We start from the raw sequence: 24296 nt of genomic DNA on the forward strand, positions 1-24296 counted from the left end.
CTGAAAATTACGTTGTAAGCATAAACCAGTAGTGCTAGAATGAGAAGTATTAGAAAAGAGGATGGAGTTATGACAAGAGTACTTAATTTCAGCGCTGGTCCAAGCCAGTTACCTTTGGCAGTCGTTCAGAAAGCGGCAGCTCAATTATTGGAGTATGGAACTTCCGGACAGTCTGTTATGGAGATGAGTCATCGATCCTCCACCTTTTTGGAAATCGTCCGCGAAACTGAGCGGCGGCTGAGCACATTGCTGCAGATTCCGCAAAATTATCGAGTTCTGTTTCTGCAGGGCGGGGCTTCGCTTCAATTTTCGATGGTGCCGATGAATTTACTGAAACCTAAAGGGAAAGCAGGAATTATTCATACTGGAACATGGACGAAAAAAGCGATTGAGGAATGCCGTAAGTTCGGCGAATGTGTTGTGCTGGCCAGCGGCGAAGCTGATCATTTTCATTCTATTCCCAAAGATGTGAAAGTACCGCAGGATTTAGACTATGTTTATCTCTGTGAAAACAACACGATCATTGGAACCAAGTATAAAAATTTACCAGAATGTGGTCATGTTCCATTAGTTGCGGATTGTTCCAGTTGTATTTTAAGCGAGCCCATGGACGTCTCCCGCTATGGCTTGATTTTTGCGGGAGCGCAGAAAAATATGGGGATTGCCGGATTGACCGTGGTGATTGTGCGTGATGATTTAATCGAAGAACGGCCGGAGCTGCCTTCGATGCTGAGCTATGCCGTTCAGGTAAAACAGGAATCGATGTTCAATACACCGCCAACGTTTGCGATCTATATGTTAGGTCTGGTGCTGGAATGGATTGAAACGGAATTTCAGGATCTGAAAGCGCTGCAGAGCTATAATCAGCGCAAGGCAGCGCTGCTTTATGATTATCTTGATAGTTCAGCCTTGTTTAAGAATGAAGTCAAAAAAGAAGATCGTTCGATGATGAACGTACCGTTTATGACGGGTGATCCACAGCTGGACGCCAAGTTTATTGCCTATGCCCAAGCTGAAGGGTTAGTGAATCTGAAAGGCCATCGTTCAGTCGGTGAAATGCGCGCTTCGATTTATAATGGCATGCCGATAGAGGGTGTTGAAAAACTTGTTGAAGTCATGAAACGGTTTGAGGAGGCTCAGGCGATATGTTAAATATTCAATGTTTGAATAAAATTGCGGAGGCTGGGTTAGCTAAGCTTCCATCGGATCGTTATCAGCTGACAGATCAAACTGCGGATGCCGATGCGATTTTAGTCCGCAGCGCTGATTTAAAAGAATTGGTTTTTCCATCCAAGTTAAAGGCGATTGCCCGAGCGGGTGCAGGAACGAATAACATCCCGATTTCCCGATGCAGTGAAGCGGGAATTGTTGTTTTCAATACACCCGGTGCTAATGCGAATGCGGTTAAAGAGCTTGTATTGGGTGCGCTTGTATTGTCGTGTCGGCCGGTGATTCCTGCGGTCAATTGGATTACTTCGCTTGGCACAGACCCGCAGATCACTCAGCGGACAGAGAAAGAAAAAAGCCGATTTGTCGGAACCGAGCTGAAAGGGAAGACACTGGGCGTTATAGGTCTAGGCGCAATCGGCATTCAAATCGCCAATCTGGCGGTAGCCTTGGAAATGCGGGTCATCGGCTATGATCCTTATATTTCTGTGGATGCCGCTTGGAAACTGTCGCGTGAAGTCCAACATGAAGAAAAGTTGGAATCGGTATTGAAAAAGGCAGACTTTATTACTTTGCATGTACCGCAGAATGCGAAGACACAGAATATGATCAATGCTGAAGCATTGGCTTTGATGAAGAACAATGCTGTGTTGTTGAATTTCGCAAGAGGTGGATTGGTTGAGGAATCCGCAGTCGTAACCGCTTTGGCAGAAAAACAGCTGCGGGGATATATTACAGACTTCCCAAGTCCGCAGCTGGCCGGTCAATCAGGGGTGACCATCATTCCACATCTGGGGGCTTCAACGGAAGAAGCGGAAGAAAATTGCGCAGTGATGGCGGTCCAAGAGCTGATCGATTATTTGGAAAACGGAAATATCCGTCATTCTGTTAATCTGCCGGATGTCGTCATGGAACGCAGTGGTCAGGCACGAATTTGTTGCTTTCACCGCAATGTTCCCAACATGTTGGCGCATATCTCAGGGATGTTTTCCAAAGAGGGCGTCAATATCGAGAATCTGGTGAATCGTTCTCAAGGTGATTATGCCTATACATTGTTGGATGTGGATACTGCCGAGGTGGAAAGGATTGCGGATGAGTTACGGGAGCAGGAGGATATTTTGCGAGTGAGAATCATTTAGCATTTAGTTACTTTAGAATATAAAACATGAACTTTCCTTAAAGTCTAATTGATCTGAAGGAAAGTTTTTTTATGTCTAAAAGCCACACCAACGCCTGTTCATTATTCAACCTAAACAATGAGGGAATTTCATCATAACAAGTTGTTGAGTATTGAAACACTACACTTATATATTAAGAGGATGATCAAAAAAAGTAGACTTTTTATTACATGATATTTGATCTCAAAAAAAGCTATAAAACAGTCTGTTTTCTTGTACAAATTTATTATATTCGTCTCGTCAAAAAAAGTCTGATTTAAATTACAGAAATATTGATTACTTTAGAGGGAAGGAAAAGAGATTGTTTTTATTACATACAGAGTTATTTGGTAAAAGGTAGAAACATCAAGCGTCGTTAACGTCTTTTGACAATATGTATGGCAAAATCTATTGTTTAGAATCTCCATGATTGGTTTTTATTGATATTCGTAAAGAGATCTTAGCTTTAAAACAAATAGATAAGTTAGCCATATAATTTTTATTTGTAATGTTTGAAGAAACATAAATATTTGAGATTATTTAGATTTTAGAAGGAAAAATATCAGAATATGATCTTTGGAAAGTTAGGGAACGATTTTATGGGAAAAAGAAAGAAATATATCTGGTTTTATATAGGCTTTTCTATTACTCTTCTTTTTGGAGTATTATTTTGTTTTGCCAAACGGACTTTTAATGTAGATGAATCACTTAGTTATGCTTTAGCTAATGCTCCAGGTGGTTGGATAACGTATGAACCCAATGGTTGGCTTCAAAAATCATTATTTAGTAATTATGCTGTGATGGGAACTCCTTTTGATTACTCACAAGTTTATTTTAATCAAATGAATGATGTGCACCCACCACTGTTTTATAATCTGTTACACACTATATCATCATTATTTCCTGGGAGATTTACGATTTGGTATGGCTTAATTATTAATTTGATTTCTTATCTTTTTAATGCATGTGTTTTGTTTTTTTGGACAAAAAAAATCACTAAGGATGAATTTTTGTCTTTTTTAGTTATGCTATTATACGCATTAAATACAACTGTAATAACGGATGGTTTAATTTTCATTAGAATGTATCAGTTAGCTAGCAGTTTTGTCTTATTATTAACAATTTCAGCATATAATATATTAACTGATTCGGAAATTCATTATCGTTGGTATTTTTTATTGTTTATTTCTATTTTTCTGGGAGGACTAACACATTATTATTTCTATATTATTTTAGCGCTGACTTGTCTGGCTTGTGCCTTGATTATGCTAAAAAATCGCGAATTTAATAAATTATTTGCGGCTAGTATTATTGTTTTAGTTGCCTGTGGAATAAATGTCATATTATTTCCACCCATTTTTAAACATTTGTTTTCATCGACACATGGTCAAAATGCTTTGAATAGTGTGAGTTCATTTAACTTAAATATTGATAGGTTTCTAGGTTATTGTAAAAATTTTGTTCTGGGGAAAGCTTTTGCTTTTGTAGGAATAATAATAGCGTCTTTAACAATGATTATAGGAATTCGAGATAAAAAGAAAATTATGTGCATCAGTGCATCATTTGTTTTAATATATTATATTTATCTAACTGTTATTTCACAAATAAGTATGCACGCAGTCAATCGTTATATACTCCCTTTTGATATTATTTATATCTTGTTCATTATTGTTTGCATTTATGAGCTGTTACAAAAAAATAAAATTATCATATATGTTATTACTATATTTCTCATATTATCGAACTTGAGTTTAGAGATTTTGAATGATCTTATGACAAAATGTTCGTGGGAATATGCAGAGGAAAATCAAAACAAGGTTGCAGTTATTATTACTGAGGAGGAAACTCCAGATTACAGTATAAATACATTATTTGCTGATTTAAGGTGGTATTTGGCTACAGGGATTACTCAACTTACTCACAAATTTGAAAATGATATCGATAAAGATTTTATTTTATATATACAAAAAGGTATTTCGTTTGAAGAATCTGAAAAATATTTATGCAGAAATATTTCTGGAAATTTACAGTTTGATCTGCAAAAAGACATACGCACTACTCTTTTCGATATTTATTATGTTAGCGTTAAATGAATTTAGGATCAAAGGGATATGCAATAAAAATATGAATAAGAATGTTGATAATTAAAAAAGAAAGGAAATTTAGTTTGTATAATAATATTTTTTTGGTTTCGCTTGCAAAAAAAAAATCATCTGGCTATAATAACAACTAGAAAGCGGTTTAACTAAAGGCCTAGTAACAGAAGAACCTGGGAAAAGAGAGGGATGGTGACCCGCTGAGAGCCATTCTGCCCGGCAGGTTTCTGCGAATTCACCTTTATAGTGGGAGTAATGATCCCCGTCTTTCCTCACGTTACGGGAAAATTAAGGTGTATCTTTAGACTGTCTGTATGAAGACAAGAAGATAAATCAGGATGGTACCGCGAGCCGTCGTTCCTGAATCAGGGACGACGTTTTTTTGTTGAATGATGAAGGAGAACAGTTTATGGAAAAAGTTCAGCAAGTCCAGGCTCAGGCACTGGAAGACATTCAAGCCTGCCAGGATCTGCAGCAGCTGCAGCAGATCCGGATTACAACCTTAGGGAAGAAAGGACCGATTCAGTCATTGATGACGATGATGAAGGATCTTTCACCAGAAGAAAAGCCAGCCTTTGGCCAGGAAGTCAACGAATGCAAGAAAGCAGTCGCAGCCGCGATTGAAGAAAAAATGGCAGTCCTGGAAAAAATCGCAATGAATCAAAAGCTGCAGGAAGAAAAAATTGATATCACGCTGCCAGGTGTGTCCTTTCGTACGGGTACGCTGCATCCGCTGACGCTCATCAGTCAGGAAATTGAAGATTTGTTCATCGGAATGGGCTATACGGTTGCTGAAGGTCCGGAAGTCGAGCTGGATTTCTATAACTTTGAACGCGCCAATATTCCAGCCGATCATCCGGCTCGTGATATGCAGGATACATTCTACATCAATCCGAAGGAATTACTGCGCACGCATACGACGGCAATTCAGATGCGTGAATTGGAAAAGGCGCAGGGTCAGCTGCCAATTAAGGTCATCTGCCCTGGCAAAGTTTACCGTCGTGACGATGATGATGCGACCCATTCTCATCAGTTCATGCAGGCCGAAGGATTAGTTGTTGATAAGAATATCACGCTGACAGACTTGAAGGGAACACTGCAGTTTTTGGCTGACCGGATGTTTGGTAAAGGCCGCCAGATCCGTTTCCGCCCTTCTTATTTCCAGTTCACTGAGCCCAGCGTAGAAGTGGATGTCAGCTGCCATATCTGCGGCGGTAAGGGCTGTCCTGTCTGCAAGGGAACTGGCTGGATTGAAGTGCTGGGCGCGGGAATGGTGCATCCTAACGTTCTGGAAATGGCTGGCTTTGATTCTACCCAATGCTCCGGTTTCGCTTTCGGCGTGGGGATTGAACGGGTAGCGATGCTGAAATATGGCGTTGACGATATTCGTAATTTCTACATCAACGATACCCGATTCCTCAAAATGTTCGATCGTTTTGATTAATCGCAGAAGGAGGAAAAAAGAAAATGAGAATGAGTATGAATTGGCTGAAGGAGTACGTCAATTTAGATGGCGTCACACCAGAGGTCTTAGCTGAAAAATTAACGATTGCCGGACTTGAGGTAGAAGGCATTGAAAAGATGGCCGAGGGCACAAATTTGGTAATTGGCAAGATTTTAACTTGTGAGAATCATCCAGACAGTGATCATCTGCATGTAACAACTGTCGATGTTGGTGATGAAGTGTTGAACATTGTCTGTGGCGCTCCGAATGTCAAGGCCGGCCAAAAAGTCATCGTTTCTAAAGTCGGTGCTGTGTTGGCAGGTGGGTTTCAGATTAAGCCAGCCAAGGTACGCGGCGTCGAATCCAATGGAATGATCTGCAGTCTTTCAGAGCTGGGCGTGGATAAAAAAGCCCAGACTGAAGAACAGCTGAGCGGTATTTATGTGTTTGATGAGGAAGCACCGGTTGGGGAAACTCGTGTTCTGGAATATCTGGGGCTGGATGATACGATCCTTGATATCGGTTTAACGCCGAATCGTGCGGATTGCAACGCGATGTGGAATCTGGCTAAGGAAGTCGGTGCGGTGCTGCATCGTAAGGTGACCTGGCCTTCTTGCCAAGAGGCAAGCAAGATCGGAACGGCCGGCAGCTTCAAAATTGCGAGTAAGACTGAGAAGTGCCCAGTTTTTGTCGGCAAGGTTGTCAATCATGTTAAGGTTGGGCCATCGCCAAAATGGCTGGCAAACTATCTGCATGCTTACGGAATTAAATCGATTAACAATGTGGTTGATATTTCCAACTTTGTCATGGTGGAAACCGGTCAGCCGCTGCATTACTATGATCTGAGCAAGCTGCCGCATCATGAAATTACAGTTGTTGATGATGTGGAAATGACAATGCAGGCGTTGGATGGTCAGGACTATGAAATCAAAAAAGGCGATTTGTTGATCACGACAGGCGGACAGCCGACAGGGATTGCCGGAATTATGGGCGGCGAGGAAAGTAAGATTGATGAATCCACGACGAGTATCTTTATTGAAGCCGCGGTCTTCAATGCGGTTTCGATTCGGAATACAGCTCGTCGGCTGGGACTGAGCACAGAAGCTGCCATGCACTTCACCAAAGGTATTGAACCGATGGCACCGATCAAAGCTGTGGATCGTTCTGTTCAGCTGTTAAAGGAATTGGCAGAAGCGGAGGACTTTGAGGAAAACGTTATGGTCGGTACGATTGAGGACTCCGTTAAAACTGTGACGGAAACGTTGACCCACTGCAACACGCTGTTAGGTACGGCATTCACAATGGATCAGGTTGTCGGTGTCTTGAAGGATCTGGATCTGAATCCGATTGTCAAGGGTGACAGCTTCACCTGCACCATTCCTTCTTATCGGACAGATTTGAATATTCGTGAGGATATCGATGAGGAAATTATTCGGCTTTTGGGCTATGAAGATCTGAAGACAACGCTGCCAACCATGGAAGCCACGGTCGGTGAGTTGACGGATCGTCAGCAAATGCGCCGCAGTCTTCGCACATCGCTGACGGGTTTGGGTCTGTCTGAAGTCGTCACCTATACTTTGGTATCCCAGAAATTTATTGATAACGCGCTGATGCCGCTGGGTGAAGCCGTGGCCTTGGCTGCCCCAATGAGTGAAGAGCGCAAATATGTCCGGACGTCACTGATGATGAGCCTGCTGGAATGTCTGGCTTATAATCAAAATCACAAGAATGAACATGTCAATCTGTTTGAAATTTCCAGTGTCTATGCTATGGGTCAGCAGCAGGAACGCTTTGCGATGGTTCTGTCCGATTCGCTGCAGAATTCCAAATTGAATCGAATCGATATCCGCAGTGATTTCTTCACGGCTAAAGGTGTGCTTACAGAGACTCTGCGCAAATTGGGATTTGCCGCAGAACGCATCAGCTTCCAGGAGAATAACATAGATCAGGAGCATTTCCACCCATACCGCAGCGCCTGTGTTATGCTGGGCAACCAGTGCTTGGGTATATTGGGTGAGATTCATCCAGTGCTGGCTAAAGAACTGGGTATTGGCAAAGCCGTTTATGGTGAATTTAAGCTGGATTTACTGCTGGATAGTAAAGCCAGCAAGGTGAAGTTCTCAGCGATTAATCGATTCCCGGCCGTCCATCGGGATATTGCCCTGGTGGTAGAGGAAAACATCAAAGCTGAGCAGCTGATGAAGACGATTAAAGCGGCGGGTAAGCGGATGGTGAAGCAAGTTGAAGTCTTCGATGTCTATCAGGGGGAACGTGTGGAAAGCGGGAAAAAATCGATAGCGCTGTCCATTGTCTATCAGTCGGAAGACCATACCTTGACCGATCAGGAAATTCAGGAAGTTCATCAGACAGTCTTAGCACGTTTGGAAAAAGACTGCCAGGCTGTTCTGCGCGGTTGAGTTATATTTTGATTAAGGATGAAGGCTCGAAGAAATTCGGGTCTTTATTTTTGCAAAAAGAAGCGAAAAAGAGGTAAAAGAATTCCTGAACGGTGGGTAAGTTTAACATTTTTTCCATTCTTTGATCTATTTTTTTCTGAACTCCGAATTCTCCTCTTGTCTTTAATTCAAGAGTGCGGTAAGATGAGGAAGTTCACGTTTTTGAGTGAAAGAGAGGGAATATTGTGGTTGAATTTAACAATGAAGAAATGCAAGGTGAAAGACGTGAGACCTTCGTTGTCCTGGAAGATCGTTTAAGCGAAGACAGCGCTTTAAAAGCGATTCAGGAAAAACTGAGGCCATTATTAAAAAGAGGATTTGCCGGTATTGCAGAAAAGCGGATGGCAGAACGTGGTCTGTTCAATCCCTATGTATATCGTGCATCCTTGGCTCGGGCAAAAGCAATCTTAGGCGGCTACTTAGTTTGGAATAATGGTGAAGACTGGCTGGTCAATGGCGATCAGCGGGTACTGTTAAAAGAAACTTCATTAGAAGGTACTGCCTGGCTGGTTACTTTGTTATATTATATGACCGTGTTTGAAACTGGAGCGAAGTTAATCATTGAGGAGCCTCAGCAAGGTCTCAATCTCAATCAGCAGAAAATGCTGAGTGAAATGATGGTTTTGTATGAAGCGGTAGACGGAATCGTGGCGATTACAAAATCAGATTCACCTTACTTTCAAATCAATCAAGAGGAAAGCCTGCCGTCAGCGAATCATTGCAAATAATTTGATTTCTGCCAAAACGCTGACATCCAAGAGTAAAAAAGATCAGATTCCCTTAAAGTGATGGGAACTCTGATCTTTTTTCATGGTTATTCAGGACTGAAATCAGTTGGCTTTTTCAACTGCACTGATCAAGGCAACGAGTGGTGAATTCCAGTAAATCGCAACTTCATTGGTCGAATAGCTTTCGGCATCATCGACATAACATTTTGCCGGTGCTGTTTCGCCATTGAACATGGATTGCGTAATTGGATCCTCTAACGCAGAATCCGGTCCGCCCACCAAAGCACCTGGAAGCAGAGCTTTCGCTGCTGAGGCTGGGCGATGATGCAGATGCTGCGGGGAAAGTGTTCCAGTATTGGTGACGAAGGAAATATTCAGACTATTGCGGCCCAATAAATAATGCAGGTGATCAGCTGAACTGTTGGCGTAATTGATATTCGCACGAATATCATTGGCCAAGGCTAAAAGCATGCCATTATTGGCAATATCCGCATTGCTGCCCCAGGCATAGGCGGAGTATAACGAAACAAAGTAACCATCATTGGAAGTCGCATTGAGAACATGTTCTGCATCGGAAATCAGTTTGGAAAGCAGCTGCTGATAAAATGCAGCATCTGTAGTCTGAACATCAGACAACTTCAACATCAGATAGGTACCGTAAGAGCCCATGGTTTTCCATTGTACGCCAGTCAACTGATCGGCACTGGCCTGGAAGATTGATTTTACAGAATCAAGATATTTCTGTTCACCAGTCACAGCATACAAGGCTGCAGAGGCAAGGTAACGTTCATCTGTATCGTTGTCGTCACTGTACTGGCCAGCAGAGAAGCCTTCTGGGTTGGTGTAGACGGAAAGTGTGGCTGACTGCAAATAGTCCCAGGAGAGCTTGGCTGCGTCCAGACAACGCTGCGCAAAATCTGCATCTACATCTTTGAATACCGAATAGGCTAAAGCCATGGCTCCGACAAAATCCCCAGCGGATGTGGTCATTTCTTGCATGACATAAAGAGTAGCAGTGTCTTGATCGGGTTTGATGAAATCAGGAAATTGGGCCGTGACAACTTTATCATAAACGCCGCCCCAGCCATTCTGCATTTTAAGCAGCCATTCTAATTCGACACGAGCCTCATCCAGAATATCTGCGATGCCATTGCCGCTTTCTGGAATTCCAATAGTATCTGTAAATAAATCAGGATTGATCTGATAGGCGAGCATCAGATCAATAACAGCTTTGGCACCAGTAGGGACATAGCGACCATAGTCGCCAGCATCATGCCATCCCCCGCTGACATCAAGTTCTTGATCTGTGCCGTAGAGAGTTGCAATCTGCGTGTGGCATTGAGCATGGGCAAAAGCGCCTGCCCAGTCTTCTGTCAGCTCCGCCCCACATCGCTGTAAGGAGAGCATTTTCACAGTCTGATCCAATAAGCTATGGTACAGATTGTCCTGAATTTCAAATTCAAAGGAAGTTCCATTGAGCTGAGACTGCAGGCGGTAACGACCCGGTGTTGTAAAATCGCTGAAGTCACCGTAGAATGTTGTTTCTTTGGTGCTCTCGTTATAGAGCTTGCGTAAGATCGGGGCAGTATAGACAATGGTGTTGGTATTAACATCAATAACCTGGAAACAATCTCCCTGATCGAAAGGGAAGACCACCTTTTTTTGACTGTTCGGCAGGTAACCAGTCTGATTGATTTTGATATTGGGCTCTGTTTGACCGTTAGAAGCCTCCTGGAAGATTAAATTGGAAATGGTGACTTCATGGTAGTCGTAGGTTGTTTCAGCTGTTGGTGCGCCTGTATTGAAAGCCAGTCGGCCATTCCATGATGTATTGCCTTGGATTTGAATGTCAAATTCATAATGTGTACTGTTTTCACTGGCAGACAACATTTGATTGAATTCAATTGCACTGTTGTCCACGTTCATGATAAACACTTCAACCGGACGCTCAATTGTTGAACTGAGATCAAAGCTGAGGTGATAGGTAACTCCGTGGATTAAGGGTAATCCTTCGTGATATGTTTGAACACCGAATATTTCAGTGCCGGGTGAATTCATAATAATTTTGATTTTGGAAAACGTACTTTCGAGTACGCCATAGCCGTCGGTTGAAGTCAAAGCCCAGGTAGTTTCAAATTCCGGCTGGGCAATTGGCGCCTGAGTTTCCGGCAGATCGACAACACTGATCACGGGATTGGAACTGAGTTCAGGTGTTGTTTTATTTTCAGCCTGCGTGCAGGCGGTCATGACACACATTAAGGCTAGCAAAGATATTAACTGTTTTTTCATGAGATTCCTCCTTGAAGAATAGTACTATGATACAACAAAATGAAAAAAAACGGGGTGGAAAATTCTGAACGTCTGAAAATTGTAAGAAGTTGGATTTTAGAATAATATACTTCTAATAGAATATTGAATTAAAGTCAAATCAATGAAAAATAGCTAAATTGAACTTCATATCTTTGAATTTATCTTGGCCTTATGTTTATTTTACTTTTTCGTTTCTAGGTAATAAAGGTAGGGTGTAAAATTATTTTTGAGTTTCATCCACTATCTTTCCATATAACTTCGTAAAATCTTATACACATCTTCTTTATATTTCACCTGCTTGTTAGTTAGTAACATCATTGGTTTGTCATCACTTAATCCGTAGATCATGGCAAGCATCAGAGCTGTTCCCTTATGACTCGATAGTTCTACTTTCGCTTGTGAAACATTTTATCTGCTGAAATACATCTGAATCTTTATTTTTCCTTTGCGAGCTTTCGTGATCTCCTATACATTTTTAGATTTCTCTTTAAATAGTAGGTTTCTTGTTTCTTTTAGCCTGATAATAAAATCATCTTGCTTGTTATTATCATCAATAAAATAGTTAAAGAGCACATTCGCATCGTGCTTTCTATCGTAGGCAAAGGTACATCTTTTTGTGATGACAGATTTGACTTTTTTTATACTTTTCATAGTTTCATCATTCATTGACTTGAAGCTTTTGCTTTCTGCTGAATAGATTTTGCTATAGAGTGATATAGGTTGTTTCTCTTTTTTGTAAATACAGTAGCTTCGCATACCTGGTAATGCAGGTAAAATGTCATTATTTGATAAGTTAGCATCTCGTACTTGATATAAGTCTTCAAAATGTTTGCCGTTTTTTTACTATTTTTGAATTATCCAATAGGCCTAAGGGTTCTTCATCAATATATTTTTTACTTCCGTAAAGAAATTTGCTTTTTATGATTTTCAGATCATGATCATTAAAAGATATCAAATGATCGGATAATCGTTCTACTTTATTTTACAGTCGAATAGGTTCTGCTGGTGCTCTGGTTATTTCAATTAAGAGCATACTTTGCCATACATCATATCCATAAAAAACTCTTCTTTGGTGTTTGATAGTCCGTTGGATATTTTTTTGAAAAATTTACAATGTCCTGTTTCGTTTGTAATAAATGCATTAAATACGATATTGATAATGCACATAGAACAAATAGGAATGCTGGCAGAGAAAGTGAATGAAAAGTTGATAGTGATAAAGCTGATAGGCTGATAGAAAGAGGGTAATTACTGCAAAGGGGGAGTTTATCTGTGGTTTTACCAAATAGCAGAAGGAATGAAAAGAATATTAAACTATGTCTAAGAAGGAGCCAATGAATTGCAGAAGATAAAATAAAGCCAAGAATATAAACAATTACAGCAGAAACTATGGCTGAAGATACTGAATATTAAAAAATGTTATGAAAATGACATTCTTAAACATGGGATGATAAGAGAAATAAGCGCTGGGAAGTTGGATGTTTTTTAAATTTTAGTTCAACGATGATAAACTATGCGAAAAACGTTAAAATCTAAGTCAAAATACCGAAACTCAAAAAAATTATTGTTTTGTTTTCTCTTATGTTATATGTTAAAATACACTTTAAGTAGTAAGTATCTAATTTCTATTGGTACTTTTACTTAAGGTAGAAAATGGATTGTTTATTAAAAGCTTGGTATGTGTTTTTTTTGAATACTATTTAAAGAGAAAAGGCTTAAGAAAAAACTTATTCTTTTTGCAGAAATGTAATATGAATATGTTCCTAGATTTAATCTCTAAAAATCTGGAGGGAAAACAAATGAAAATAAATATTGCGAAGGATGAAGAAAATAATTTAGCAAGACGAAATTCAGCAGTTGAAGTTCTAAGAATTGTTGCTATGGTTTTTATAGTGTGTTCGCATTATTCATTCCATGGCATGATCGCTGTAGAGAATATGCAATTTGGATTGAATCAATTTATTCTTCAGAGTTTTGTGCTTGGAAATTTAGGTGTGAATTTATTCGTTTTAATAACTGGTTATTATAATTATCAAGCACAGTTTGACATTAAAAGACTTTTAAAGATATGGCTTCAAACTATTTTTTATTCAATCATATTATTTCTTGTTTTTTCTACATTTCAAAACCTGACAATTGATAAATTTGATTACTTAAGAGTGTTATTTCCAATAATTTTTAAAGAATACTGGTTTGTTAGTGCCTATTTTGTTTTGTATATTATATCGCCCTTTATTAATGCTTTTTTAAATGCTCTAGATAGAAATAAATATAAAAAATTCATTATTATTGCTGTGATTTTGTGGTATTTAATTCCTACCCTTTTTTTTGGAAGCATATTTGGAAGTGATATGTTTGGAAATGAGCTTTGTCAATTTTTAGTGCTGTATAGTATCGGACAATATATGAGAAAATATCATGATAATATTATATACGATAGAAAGAATTCTTGGAATATCTTAATTTTAAGTTGGGGTCTATTGATACTTTCAACCTTAAGTATTGATTTGCTAAGTTTAAAATTCCCATCGCTTGTATATCAAGCAAATTATTTTTATTCTAGATCCTCCATTTTGATTTTGTGTATTGCAATAAGCTTATTTGCTATTGCAAGTTCCGCCAAAGTTTTTTACAATAAATATATTAATAAAATAGCTTCTTGCACTTTAGGGGTATACCTAATTCATGAAACGCCTTGTGTCAGAGAATGGTTGTGGAGTAAGTTGCTAAATAATTCTATATATGCTAATTCAATTAACCTGATAACACATATGATTTTTAGCGTTTTCATAGTTTTTACCGTTTGTTCTTTCATTGAGTATGGAAGAAAAAAGTTTGTAGAACAACCGATCTTTAAAATTATTAACAAATCAGTATGGAAATTTAAATAATAAGAACTGTTTAAATATTGTAATATTAATGAGAAAAAAATATATTTAGAAAGGAGATTATGGATGAAGGTTCTTGAAATAAACTCAGTTTATCATTTTGGAAGTACGGGAAAAATCGTAGAAAATTTGCAAAACTACTTAGTAAATCATAATAATGAAGTTGAAGTTATTTATGGGAGAAAACGAGGAAATTATTCTGCAAAATATGTTGGTAATACAATTATCATGATTAGTGATGTTATTATGAGCCTGCTCTTGGATAGACATGGCTTAAATAATAAATTAGCAACAAAAAGAATTATAAAAATAATAGAAAGCTTTGATCCAGATATTATACATTTACATAATATTCATGGGTTTTATTTATCTTATGATGTATTGCTTGATTATTTGACTAAAAAAAATAAAAAAGTTGTAATCACGCTTCATGATTGTTGGTTGCTTACAGGCTTTTGCTCTCATTTTGAACAAATAAATTGCGAGGAATGGAAAACAAATAATTGTAGAAAATGTAATGTGCTGAAGGTTTATCCCTATCGTTTTTTTGCATTAAACCATCGCGAAAATTTTTTGATAAAAAAAGAGAAACTTCTAGCTATAAAAAATTTAACTTTAATCTCACCTTCAGAATGGATGGACAATATAGTCTGTCATTCCTTTTTAAAAAATAAAAGCCATTATGTTATCAATAATGGAATTAATTTAGAAAAATTTTTCCCAGAAAATCATAATAAAATAATTGAGTGGAAACGAAAATTAAATGTTGAAAACAAGAAAGTTCTATTAGGCGTAGCAAATGTATGGAATAAACAAAAGGGTTTAGAAGATTTTCAACAATTGTGTACTCTGCTAGATGATGAGTACGTAATAATTTTAGTTGGAACTAATTTAATACAAAAAAAGAAAGTTAAGAAAAAGATAATTTGCCTACCACGAACAGAATCAATAGAAGAATTAAGACTTATATATTCAAGTGCTGAGTATTTTGTTAATTTTACCTATCAAGATACTTTTCCCACAGTGAATATTGAGGCACTGGCTTGTGGAACACCTATTATTTCTTATAGAACAGGAGGCTGTGCTGAAATAGTTAAAGACTGTGGCTATCTTTTGGAAAAAGGAGAATTTGCACAGGTGCCCTCTTTATTAAAACGAAATATAAAGTTTAATGAAGATAAATGTGTGGCACGAGCGCGGGCATTTGATAAAAAAATAATGCTAAGAAAATATATGAATTTGTTTAATGGATTAATATAGGTTTTAAGTAATTAATATAATATTAGCATTATATTCCGATATTAAATGGATGTTAATATTAGATTCTAGAGCTAAAGTTATTGAAAAAATTTTAGTGTGATATTGTGATTTGTTCACATCTTGTTAATGGAGGTAAATATGAAGCTAACGTTTTATTCGAATTTTTTAAATCACCACCAAATTCCTCTTTGTAATGAATTCTATGATATATTGGGAGATGATTTTTGCTTTGTCGCAACTGAACCAATAAATAAGGAACGTCTAGCACTTGGATATAGGGATTCGAATTCTCGTTTTCCATATTGTTTGTCAGCCTATGCTTCGCTTGAAAATCAACAAAGAGCTATTGATTTAGTGGTAGAATCTGATGTAGTGATACATGGATCTGCGCCAACTTTTTATTTAACAGAGAGAATGAAATTAAATAAGATCACATTTAAATATACGGAAAGACTCTTTAAAAAATGGTACTATTACTTCATGCCAGGATTTTATAGGCTTTATCGGAGATATACAGGTAAGAATTTGTTTTATTTATGTGCTGGAGCGTATGTCCATAAAGATTTAAAGTTAATTAGCAGAAAAATAAACGGATGTTTTCGTTGGGGATACTTTCCAGAATTTTTACTAAATAATGCGGCAAGTAAAAGCGAGAATAGCCCTGTAGAGTTATTGTGGTGTGGAAGAATGATTAAATTTAAGCGCCCAGAAAAAGTTATTTATCTGGCGAATAAATTAAAGAGAGAAAAAATAGAATTTCATTTAACGATGATTGGAACTGGTGATTATGATCAAAAGATAAAAAAAATGATAAAGGATAGAAACCTAGAAGAGTATATAAGTTGGAAAGGCGCTTTACCAGCTGAAGAAGTGCGTAATTATATGATGAATACTGATATATTTGTATGTACTAGTAATAGATTTGAAGGTTGGGGTGCTGTTTTGAATGAAGCAATGAATAGTCAATGTGCTATTGTTGCATGCAACCGTATTGGCAGTGTTCCATTTTTAATTGAAGATGGAGTTAATGGTTTTACATTTTTAAGAGATCGAGAATTGTATCAAAGTGTAAAAAAGTTAATTAATAATAAAGCCCTCAGAAATGATATGAGTTATAAAGGCTATAAGGTTATTCAAGAGCTGTGGAACTCTAAAGTTGCTGCTCAACGCTTTTTAAATTTATCTAATTCTATAATAAATGGAGAAGTTATTGTTGATTATAAAGAAGGCCCTTGTAGTAGAATTGAGTAAGATTCGGACTTCTTCGTGCAGTTAGTAAGTAGTAAATGTAAAGATAAGAACTTAAATTATTTTTAGATAGTCATGAAAGGATTGATATTGTGTATATAAAAACTAATAATAGGTTTATAAGTAACACAGCTTGGATTATTTCAGGGCAAATAATTCAAATGCTAATTTCCTTCGTAATAAGTATGCTAACTGCACGTTATCTTGGACCAACTAATTACGGAGTGCTCAATTATTCAGCATCTTATTTATCGTTTGCAAGTGCTTTATGCACTTTGGGACTCAACAATATAATTATTAATGAGCTCATTAAAAATCCTACTAAACAGGGGAATATTCTTGGAACATCCATTTTATTAAGGCTTTTGTCGAGTGTAATTTCTTTATTTTCAGTTACATTGATTATTGCAATTACTAATAGTTTTGATAAAACAATTATTTTTGTCGCAATGTTACAATCACTATCCCTAATGTTTGAATCAGCTGATGTACTTAATTATTGGTTTCAGTCGAAACTTTTCTCAAAATATGTGAGTATTGCCAAGATTAGTGCGTGCTTAATTGTGTCATTATATAAAATATATATTTTAGTTAATGCAAAAAGCATTTTTTGGTTTGCATTCTCAGCTTCTTTTGAAATGATTTGCTATATAATTATATTGATAATTATATATTGTAGAAATGCGGGTCCTCGTTTTCATATATCGAAGGATGAAGGAAGAATATTAATTAATAAAAGTAAGCATTTCATTATCTCTGGAATTATGGTTGCTTTTTATTCTCAAATTGATAAAGTGATGATAGGACAGATGATTGATCAAACATCTGTTGGTTTATATTCAACAGCTATATATATATGTAATATATGGAGCTTTATTCCAATGGCAATTATCGATTCTGCAAGACCGGTTATTACTGAAAATAAAATTTCTAATGAATATATTTATAAGAAGAGAATTATTCAATTATATTCTGCAATAATATGGATCTGCATTGCTTTTGGCGTATTCATATTCTTTTTTGGAGACATTGTTATAAAAATTATGTATGGGCAAGCGTATATTAATGCAAGCACGCCTCTTAAAATTGTATCATGGTATTGCATGTTTTCATTTCTAGGTGTAGCAAGAAATATTTGGATGATGAATGAAAATATGTATAGATACGAAAAAATGATTGCATTTGTAGGCGTTATTTCAAATTTTATATTGAACTATATTTTTATACCTATATGGGGAATAGAAGGGGCTGCATTAGCAACTTTATTAACTCAGTTTGCAACAAATTTTTTAAGCCAATTAATAATAAAGGATTTAAGAGATAATGGCATACTCATATTAAAAGGGTTATGTTTGAAAGGGTTTAGTAAGAAAGAAGGATTAAAATGAAGATTTTAATATTGGCGAGTAAATTTTCTCCAAAAATTGCAGAAGTTTTTGGTCTAAGGGCAGATCCATTCGGAGGGTGGTTTGAAGGAATATCTATTAACCTAAGCCAAAGGGATGATGTTACGATTAGTTATTCCGTACTTGAAAAAGGGATGCATAATAAGAAGGTAACACATTTTGAAAAGATAAAATATCAACACATCACGTATAAAAATTTAAAAGGTTTAAAAGAAATGCTATTAAGTGATGAGTATGATGTTTATCATATTTTTGGAGCTGAACAAGACTGGGCCTTTGATGTGGCTTGCATTCTGGATTTATCAAAAACTGTTGTATCTATTCAAGGCTTAATTAGCTTTTGTTCTTTTCATTATTTGGCTAATTATAATATGTATAGTAAAGCTTATAATTTAATATTGCCGATTTATATGAAATTAAATCAAAATGTTTTTGTTAAACGAGGGCTAAAGGAAGTAAAAGTATATGAAAAAGCAAGATATTGCATAGGTCGTACTGATTGGGATTATGCAGCGGTTAAGATTTTGAATCCACGTATTGAATATTTTAAAGTCAATGAAATTTTGAGAGCGTCTTTTTATTCCGGAGAATGGACGATAAAAACATGTAAACGAAATACTATTTTTGTTTCACAAGCAGGTTATCCATTAAAAGCAATGCATATGATATTAGAAACATTAAAACTATTAAAGCAGACTATGCCTGATGTGCTCTGTCGTATAGGTGGAGATGATATTACAAAACAAACATCCTTAGCGATAAAGCTCGGGGTGTCATATAATAATTATATAAGAAAGTTGATAAAGTCATACGGCTTAGAAAATAATGTTGTTTTTTTGGGGCTATTAACGGAGGAAGAAGTTAAGAGAACGCTTTTAGAAAGCCATGTTTTCTACTGTGCCTCTTCAATAGAAAATAGTTCTAATTCTTTGGCTGAAGCCATGTATTTAGGGGTGCCAAGTGTAGCAAGCTATGTAGGTGGCAGCAGTTGCTTCGGAAAACATAAAGAGAGTTTATATTTTTATCCATTTGATGAACCATACTTAGCTGCGCATTATATTCAGGAAATAATGCAAAACGAAGAAATTGCAAACAGTTTGTCTTTAAATGCTCGAAAAGAAATGAAATTAAAATTCGATCAGAAAAAAAACACTGGCGATCTGGTTAAAGTGTATAATAAAATTTATAAGCACAATACTCAAGGATAGCATAAATTAATTTTAAAGCATTAATTTAGAATTATTTAAAATCATTGATAAAGGAGAATATCCACATGAAGACTAAAACTGTTATCTATACATCTTACCTTTGCTCCGAAGTAAAGTATAAAGAATTATATGTGAATTCTGCGGTGAAGCCGGGAATACAAGTTCAAAAATTTAATAGATTATTAGTAGAAGGACTAAGTTTAAACGGCATTAATGTACAATGTTTGTCTTCTTTGCCAATGAGTCGAATTATTTCACAAAAAATATTTATTATAGAGCGAAACGACTCGGTAGAAAATGTTAAATTTTATTATTTGCCTATACTTAACATTCCTATAATAAAAGATTTATTGATTTTGGTTTTAAGTTTTTTTAAAGGGCTTTTTTTTGCATGTAAAGAATCTAGTTCGTTTATGGTATGTGATATTTTATCTATGCCTAATTCATTAGGCTGCGCAATTGCTTATCGATTACTTGGAAAAAAAGTATTAGGTATTGTTACAGATTTACCTGAAGATGTAATAAGTACCAAAATTTTTTTAAAACTTTATTATCTTGTAATTCAAATGTGCACACATTATGTTTTCATGACAAAAGAAATGAACTTAAAATTAAACAAAACTGGAAAACCTTTTAAAATAATTGAGGGAATATCAGATATCAAACGAGTTATTGAAAAACAAGAAGAAAATAAATTTAGTTCTGCAAAAATTTGTCTGTATGCAGGAAATTGTAACAAAAAAAATGGAGTTGATAAATTAATTGAGGCAATATTGCTATTGAAACATAAAAATATTATATTGCATATATTTGGTTCAGGAGATGAAGTTGGCTATATAGAAAAAGTGGCAAAAAAAGAGAAACAAATCCAATATCATGGTATTCAACCGAATGACGAAGTGCTTGTATATCAAAGTAATTCTGATCTATTAATAAATCCTAGGCCATCAGAAGAAGAATTTACAAAATATTCGTTTCCTTCAAAAAATATGGAGTATATGACATCGGGTACACCTTTATTAACAACAAAGTTAGTGGGAATGCCAGAGGAATATTATGAATATGTATATCTGTTTGATGACGAAAGTGTTGAAGGAATGTCAAAGAAAATAGATGAAGTATTGAGTTTGTCGGAAGAAACCCGTAAAAAAACTGGATTAAAGGCTCGGGAATTTATATTAAAAGAAAAAAACAATGTAATACAAACTCGTAAAATGATAGATTTAATGAAAGATTAGCAGGAAAATGTTATAATCAATTAGTAAACGTTAAATGGGTGATTAATCTATTTAACCTAGCTTATTTATTAAGATGAAAGGAGAACTGGGCGTATAGCTTAAAAGTGGAATATGTTTAAGAATAAAGTGATAATGATAACAGGAGGCATAAGTAGTTTTGGAAATACAGTTGAAAATCGATTTTTAGAAAGTGAAATAAAGGAAATACGTATTTTTTTAATAGATGAGAAAAAAACAAGATGATATGTGTAGATTATATTATAATAATAAACATAAATTTCATTAAGAAGCTGCTGAACTAATTGTATTTGCATTTGAAAATGATAATAGTGGTGATCTATTAGTGTAAAAAAACGTCTTGAAGTATTAAAGTTCTTGCAACTGTTATTAAAGAATTGTTTAATTGTAAAAGAGAGAATTGAATAATTGGATTCTGAAATAGAGAGAAACTATATGAAACATTGCTAAAAAATGAAGAAAGAATATGTTCATACAATTGATTTTGGAAATTTCTATCGTGTACCTTGCGATAAATACTTTGTCGATAGTGATCAGGATAGAGTTAGATTTAAGAAATTTAGTCCAATAATACGATTTTATTAGATGTTATTCAAGTGAAGAATAAACTTTTGGAACTAGATTGTGCCAAAAATGAATAAAAGTGTGAAAATTGGACTAATTGTAAATATATGTATTAAAAGGATAAACTCAATGAATCAAAAGAACACAAAAAAATTTAAAGTGAAGAAAGGGATACTTGATAATAAACTCTAATTTAGTAAGAGCAAGTATTTAAAGTTTATGGAAAAAATATTATGGTTGACAAATTTACCAGCGCCGTATCGTATAGAGTTTTTTAATCAACTAGGAAAATATGTTGAATTGTTTGTTATTTTTGAAGGAAATAGAAGCGAAGACAGAGATGCTAATTGGTTTAATTATGATTTTAAAAATTTCGAAAGTCTCTTTTTAGAAAATGATTATAAAAAAAATATTATATCAATTAGAAAAGTATTAAAAAGCAGGAAATTTACATGGGCATTCAATACAGATTATTCTAGCATAAATGGTCTAATATTTTTAGGATTATGTAAATTAAATGGTGTGTCTGTAATTCTTGAAGCAGATGGGGGGATACCAGTAAACAGAGGATTCATTATGAATAAACTGATTTCAGGTGTCATGTTGCTTCACAGTTACTATTTTAGTACAGGTAAATACACTGACGATTATTTTTTCTATTATGGTGTTAAGAACGAAAAAATATGGCATTATCGATTTTCGTCTCTTACAGAAAAAGAAATTAATAGAAATAGATTAGTGTCTAAATCAGAAAGGAATGAAAATTTTAATATTCTGTCGATAGGACAACAAATTTACAGAAAAGGCTATGATATATTAATTGACGCAGTAAATAAATTAGATATACCAATTGTTTTAAATATTATAGGAGGTATCCCATCAGAACAGTTATTAAATCGTATTTCAGTAAAGAAAAAAGGTAATATTCATTTTTTTCAATATATGGATAAAGTAGATCTAGATAGGTATTTTAGAAGTGCTGATCTATTCGTATTACCTTCAAGGGAAGAAATATGGGGATTAGTGATTAACGAAGCAGCATCATATAATATTCCAGTAATAACCTCTGATAATTGTATAGCCGGGAAAGAATTCTGTTTGAAGAACAATATTGGATTAATATTTAAAAATGAAGATATCCAAGATCTGGTTGATAAAATCATGATTATGTATCATGATAAAGATGCTAGATATGAATTTTCCAGAAATTGCAGTGAAATTAATGATAAGTATACGATAGAAAATATGGTTCTTGATCATTTAAAATTCTTTAATTTTGAAAAATCGAACTAGTTGATTTCATTATATATTTTAAGTATATAGATGTCACTGTGATGATAAAAGAAGTCAAGAGCGATTAGTTTAATATAATCTATAAGGGGGAATTAATATGAGTTCAGTTGGTGCTAATAAAAAATTTATAAAAAAAATCATATATTTATTTATATTCTTAATGCTATTCTACATATTTTCACTAACTATTTCCATGGCAATAAATACTAGCTCAATTACTGATAATGCTCTTAAATCAATAGACAAACTAATGAATGAGGGGTATGGATGGAGTACATTCAGATTTTATACTCTTGCAAGTTCAGCAGATAATCCAACAGATATTCTTATGTTGCAAAACAGTATGCAGTTAAATGGACAAAACTGTCTTTATAATGCAATGAATGTGAATAATTATGCACGATATTGGCACGGGTATTTAATTCTATTAAAACCATTACTGATGTTTACAGATATTCAGGGTATCAGGATAATAAACATGGTTATTTTTTATACTTTAATTATGTATTTATTAATTAATTTAAAAGAGACGTGTCAATCCTATATGTTACCATTATCTTTATTAATAGGTCTCATTATGTGCTACATATATATTATTCCTATCAGTATGCAATATATGAGTGTTTTTATTATTATGCTAATATGTTCGCTATTAGTGCTGAAAAATAAAGGAAATATAAAAAGGCTCTATTTGATATTATTTACTGTTGGTTCAATTGTCAATTTTTTTGATTTTTTAACAGTGCCGATATTATCAATGGGAGTGCCTATTATAATTTATATTTATATAAATTATAATGAAAAAACATTCAGTATTTTAATGAAAGAAGTGATTTTACTTTCTGTTTATTGGTGTTTAGGATATGGACTAACCTGGATTTCAAAATGGATTGTCGGATCCTTAATTCTAAATAGGAACATCATTGTGGAAGGGGTTAAACAAAGTTTATTTAGAATAAATGGCAGTACTGAATATGTTATTGACTATAAAAGAATGCTACACGATAATATTTTGAATTTTTTTGGAAAAAAAGAATATTTTTACTGCTATATTGGCATTGTTTGTTCTTCATTTCTGTATCTTTGCTTTAAATTGAAGAAAGAGATTATATCGTTGCTTCCTTTATTATTTGTAGCTTCATATCCTTTTATTTGGCTTTTGATATTAGGAAATCATTCGCAAATACACTATTATATGACATATAGAAATATTTTAGTTTTCTTTTTAGCAATGAATATTTTTGTTGTTGAAGCTTTTAAAATAAATATAATAAAAATAAAGAACAAAGAAAGAGTAATTAAATGAGGCTCAATTGAAAAGTTAAGTTTCACTTCTGAAAGATGAAAATAAAACTTTGAATTTACTCGTATAAATGAGATAAAATAAGGTCAAAAATGCTGATAAGTTGTAGAAATTGCTCCTCGTGTCTATGCTGTATTGACTTTTTTATAATATGTATATGAAAAATGCATAAAAAATGAGCGCATTAAAAGCTAATGGAAATCGACATCTTTTTCAAATAGGTAATAAAACAGTATAGAGTTTTAAAAAAGGACGCTTCAAAAAAGTGGTCTGGTGCTCAAATTAGTTTTAAAATAATAAAGGTTGACAACAATCCCGAAGAGATTTAGAAAATTTCAATTGAGATGCATCGTAGAGTAAAAAACAACTTAGAAAATAAGACGGAATGGAACTTTACAATGTTAATTGGTTTCGGGTAATGAAAAAATTGAGCATTCAGGTTTAAGTTCAGCTACAAATGAAAAAAGAAGCAACAAATTCAGTATTTAAGTCTTTAATAGCTAACTGTAAGT

General features: G+C 35.0%; 15 protein-coding genes. 14 read left to right on the forward strand and 1 reads right to left on the reverse strand.

Translation table 11 applies throughout. From position 1 onward, the window contains the following. The first annotated feature begins 69 nt into the window (after positions 1-69). From serC to MCG46_RS05875, 6 genes are all read left to right on the forward strand, one after another. A complete protein-coding gene (gene serC / locus MCG46_RS05850) occupies positions 70-1152 on the forward strand; it encodes a 3-phosphoserine/phosphohydroxythreonine transaminase (RefSeq protein ID WP_240278493.1) in 1083 nt (360 codons plus the stop codon). Beyond that, positions 1146-2306 (forward strand): phosphoglycerate dehydrogenase, encoded by a 1161-nt coding sequence (locus MCG46_RS05855; RefSeq protein WP_240278494.1) that lies wholly within the window; start codon positions 1146-1148, stop codon positions 2304-2306. The genes serC and MCG46_RS05855 overlap by 7 nt, the downstream gene beginning before the upstream one ends. 617 nt (positions 2307-2923) lie before the next feature. After that, positions 2924-4417 carry a hypothetical protein gene (locus MCG46_RS05860; RefSeq protein WP_240278496.1) on the forward strand — a complete coding sequence of 498 codons (1494 nt, stop codon included), beginning with the start codon at positions 2924-2926 and terminating at the stop codon, positions 4415-4417. A 412-nt stretch (positions 4418-4829) separates the two neighbouring features. Next, positions 4830-5864, forward strand: a complete 1035-nt coding sequence (gene pheS, locus MCG46_RS05865; RefSeq protein WP_240278497.1) for a phenylalanine--tRNA ligase subunit alpha — start codon at positions 4830-4832, stop codon at positions 5862-5864. A gap of 23 nt (positions 5865-5887) precedes the next feature. Next, entirely contained in the window at positions 5888-8281 is a 2394-nt protein-coding gene (gene pheT, locus MCG46_RS05870) for a phenylalanine--tRNA ligase subunit beta (RefSeq protein WP_240278498.1), read from the forward strand. Between the two features lie 224 nt (positions 8282-8505). After that, positions 8506-9048, forward strand: coding sequence for a hypothetical protein (locus MCG46_RS05875; RefSeq protein ID WP_240278500.1), 543 nt, complete (start codon positions 8506-8508; stop codon positions 9046-9048). A 102-nt stretch (positions 9049-9150) separates the two neighbouring features. Here the strand turns inward: MCG46_RS05875 and MCG46_RS05880 are convergent, their stop codons facing one another. Further along, entirely contained in the window at positions 9151-11337 is a 2187-nt protein-coding gene (locus tag MCG46_RS05880; protein ID WP_240278502.1) for a glycoside hydrolase family 9 protein, read from the reverse strand. A 1820-nt stretch (positions 11338-13157) separates the two neighbouring features. On the opposite strand from MCG46_RS05880, the gene MCG46_RS05885 reads away from it, so the two are divergent. The 8 genes from MCG46_RS05885 (at position 13158) to MCG46_RS05925 (ending at position 23787) form a co-directional block, all read left to right on the forward strand. Further along, a complete protein-coding gene (locus MCG46_RS05885; protein ID WP_240278504.1) occupies positions 13158-14249 on the forward strand; it encodes an acyltransferase in 1092 nt (363 codons plus the stop codon). Between the two features lie 63 nt (positions 14250-14312). Then, complete coding sequence (locus MCG46_RS05890; protein ID WP_240278512.1) at positions 14313-15506, forward strand: glycosyltransferase; 1194 nt, start codon at positions 14313-14315, stop codon at positions 15504-15506. Positions 15507-15644: 138 nt separating this feature from the next. Then, on the forward strand, positions 15645-16757 hold the full coding sequence (locus tag MCG46_RS05895) for a glycosyltransferase family 4 protein (protein WP_240278514.1): 1113 nt from the start codon (positions 15645-15647) through the stop codon (positions 16755-16757). An 89-nt stretch (positions 16758-16846) separates the two neighbouring features. After that, a complete protein-coding gene (locus MCG46_RS05900) occupies positions 16847-18142 on the forward strand; it encodes a flippase (RefSeq protein WP_240278516.1) in 1296 nt (431 codons plus the stop codon). Continuing rightward, entirely contained in the window at positions 18139-19368 is a 1230-nt protein-coding gene (locus MCG46_RS05905) for a glycosyltransferase family 4 protein (RefSeq protein WP_240278518.1), read from the forward strand. Before MCG46_RS05900 ends, MCG46_RS05905 begins: the two co-directional genes overlap by 4 nt. A gap of 65 nt (positions 19369-19433) precedes the next feature. Beyond that, positions 19434-20606: a glycosyltransferase gene (locus MCG46_RS05910; protein WP_020226352.1), complete on the forward strand. Its 1173-nt coding sequence runs from the start codon at positions 19434-19436 to the stop codon at positions 20604-20606. Between the two features lie 801 nt (positions 20607-21407). Continuing rightward, positions 21408-22481, forward strand: a complete 1074-nt coding sequence (locus MCG46_RS05920; RefSeq protein ID WP_240278521.1) for a glycosyltransferase family 4 protein — start codon at positions 21408-21410, stop codon at positions 22479-22481. 97 nt (positions 22482-22578) lie between these two features. Then, positions 22579-23787 carry a hypothetical protein gene (locus MCG46_RS05925; protein ID WP_240278530.1) on the forward strand — a complete coding sequence of 403 codons (1209 nt, stop codon included), beginning with the start codon at positions 22579-22581 and terminating at the stop codon, positions 23785-23787. Positions 23788-24296: the final 509 nt, after the last annotated feature.

The sequence above is a fragment of the Holdemania massiliensis genome (assembly GCF_022440805.1).
Classification (GTDB): domain Bacteria; phylum Bacillota_I; class Bacilli_A; order Erysipelotrichales; family Erysipelotrichaceae; genus Holdemania; species Holdemania massiliensis_A.

Excerpts from the sequence above, each read along its gene's own strand:
- serC (WP_240278493.1), top strand. The coding sequence starts at position 70 with ATGACAAGAGTACTTAATTTCAGCGCTGGTCCAAGCCAGTTACCTTTG.
- MCG46_RS05855 (WP_240278494.1), top strand. The coding sequence starts at position 1,146 with ATGTTAAATATTCAATGTTTGAATAAAATTGCGGAGGCTGGGTTAGCT.
- MCG46_RS05860 (WP_240278496.1), top strand. The coding sequence starts at position 2,924 with ATGGGAAAAAGAAAGAAATATATCTGGTTTTATATAGGCTTTTCTATT.
- pheS (WP_240278497.1), top strand. The coding sequence starts at position 4,830 with ATGGAAAAAGTTCAGCAAGTCCAGGCTCAGGCACTGGAAGACATTCAA.
- pheT (WP_240278498.1), top strand. The coding sequence starts at position 5,888 with ATGAGAATGAGTATGAATTGGCTGAAGGAGTACGTCAATTTAGATGGC.
- MCG46_RS05880 (WP_240278502.1), bottom strand. The coding sequence starts at position 11,337 with ATGAAAAAACAGTTAATATCTTTGCTAGCCTTAATGTGTGTCATGACC.
- MCG46_RS05885 (WP_240278504.1), top strand. The coding sequence starts at position 13,158 with ATGAAAATAAATATTGCGAAGGATGAAGAAAATAATTTAGCAAGACGA.
- MCG46_RS05890 (WP_240278512.1), top strand. The coding sequence starts at position 14,313 with ATGAAGGTTCTTGAAATAAACTCAGTTTATCATTTTGGAAGTACGGGA.
- MCG46_RS05895 (WP_240278514.1), top strand. The coding sequence starts at position 15,645 with ATGAAGCTAACGTTTTATTCGAATTTTTTAAATCACCACCAAATTCCT.
- MCG46_RS05905 (WP_240278518.1), top strand. The coding sequence starts at position 18,139 with ATGAAGATTTTAATATTGGCGAGTAAATTTTCTCCAAAAATTGCAGAA.
- MCG46_RS05910 (WP_020226352.1), top strand. The coding sequence starts at position 19,434 with ATGAAGACTAAAACTGTTATCTATACATCTTACCTTTGCTCCGAAGTA.
- MCG46_RS05920 (WP_240278521.1), top strand. The coding sequence starts at position 21,408 with ATGGAAAAAATATTATGGTTGACAAATTTACCAGCGCCGTATCGTATA.
- MCG46_RS05925 (WP_240278530.1), top strand. The coding sequence starts at position 22,579 with ATGAGTTCAGTTGGTGCTAATAAAAAATTTATAAAAAAAATCATATAT.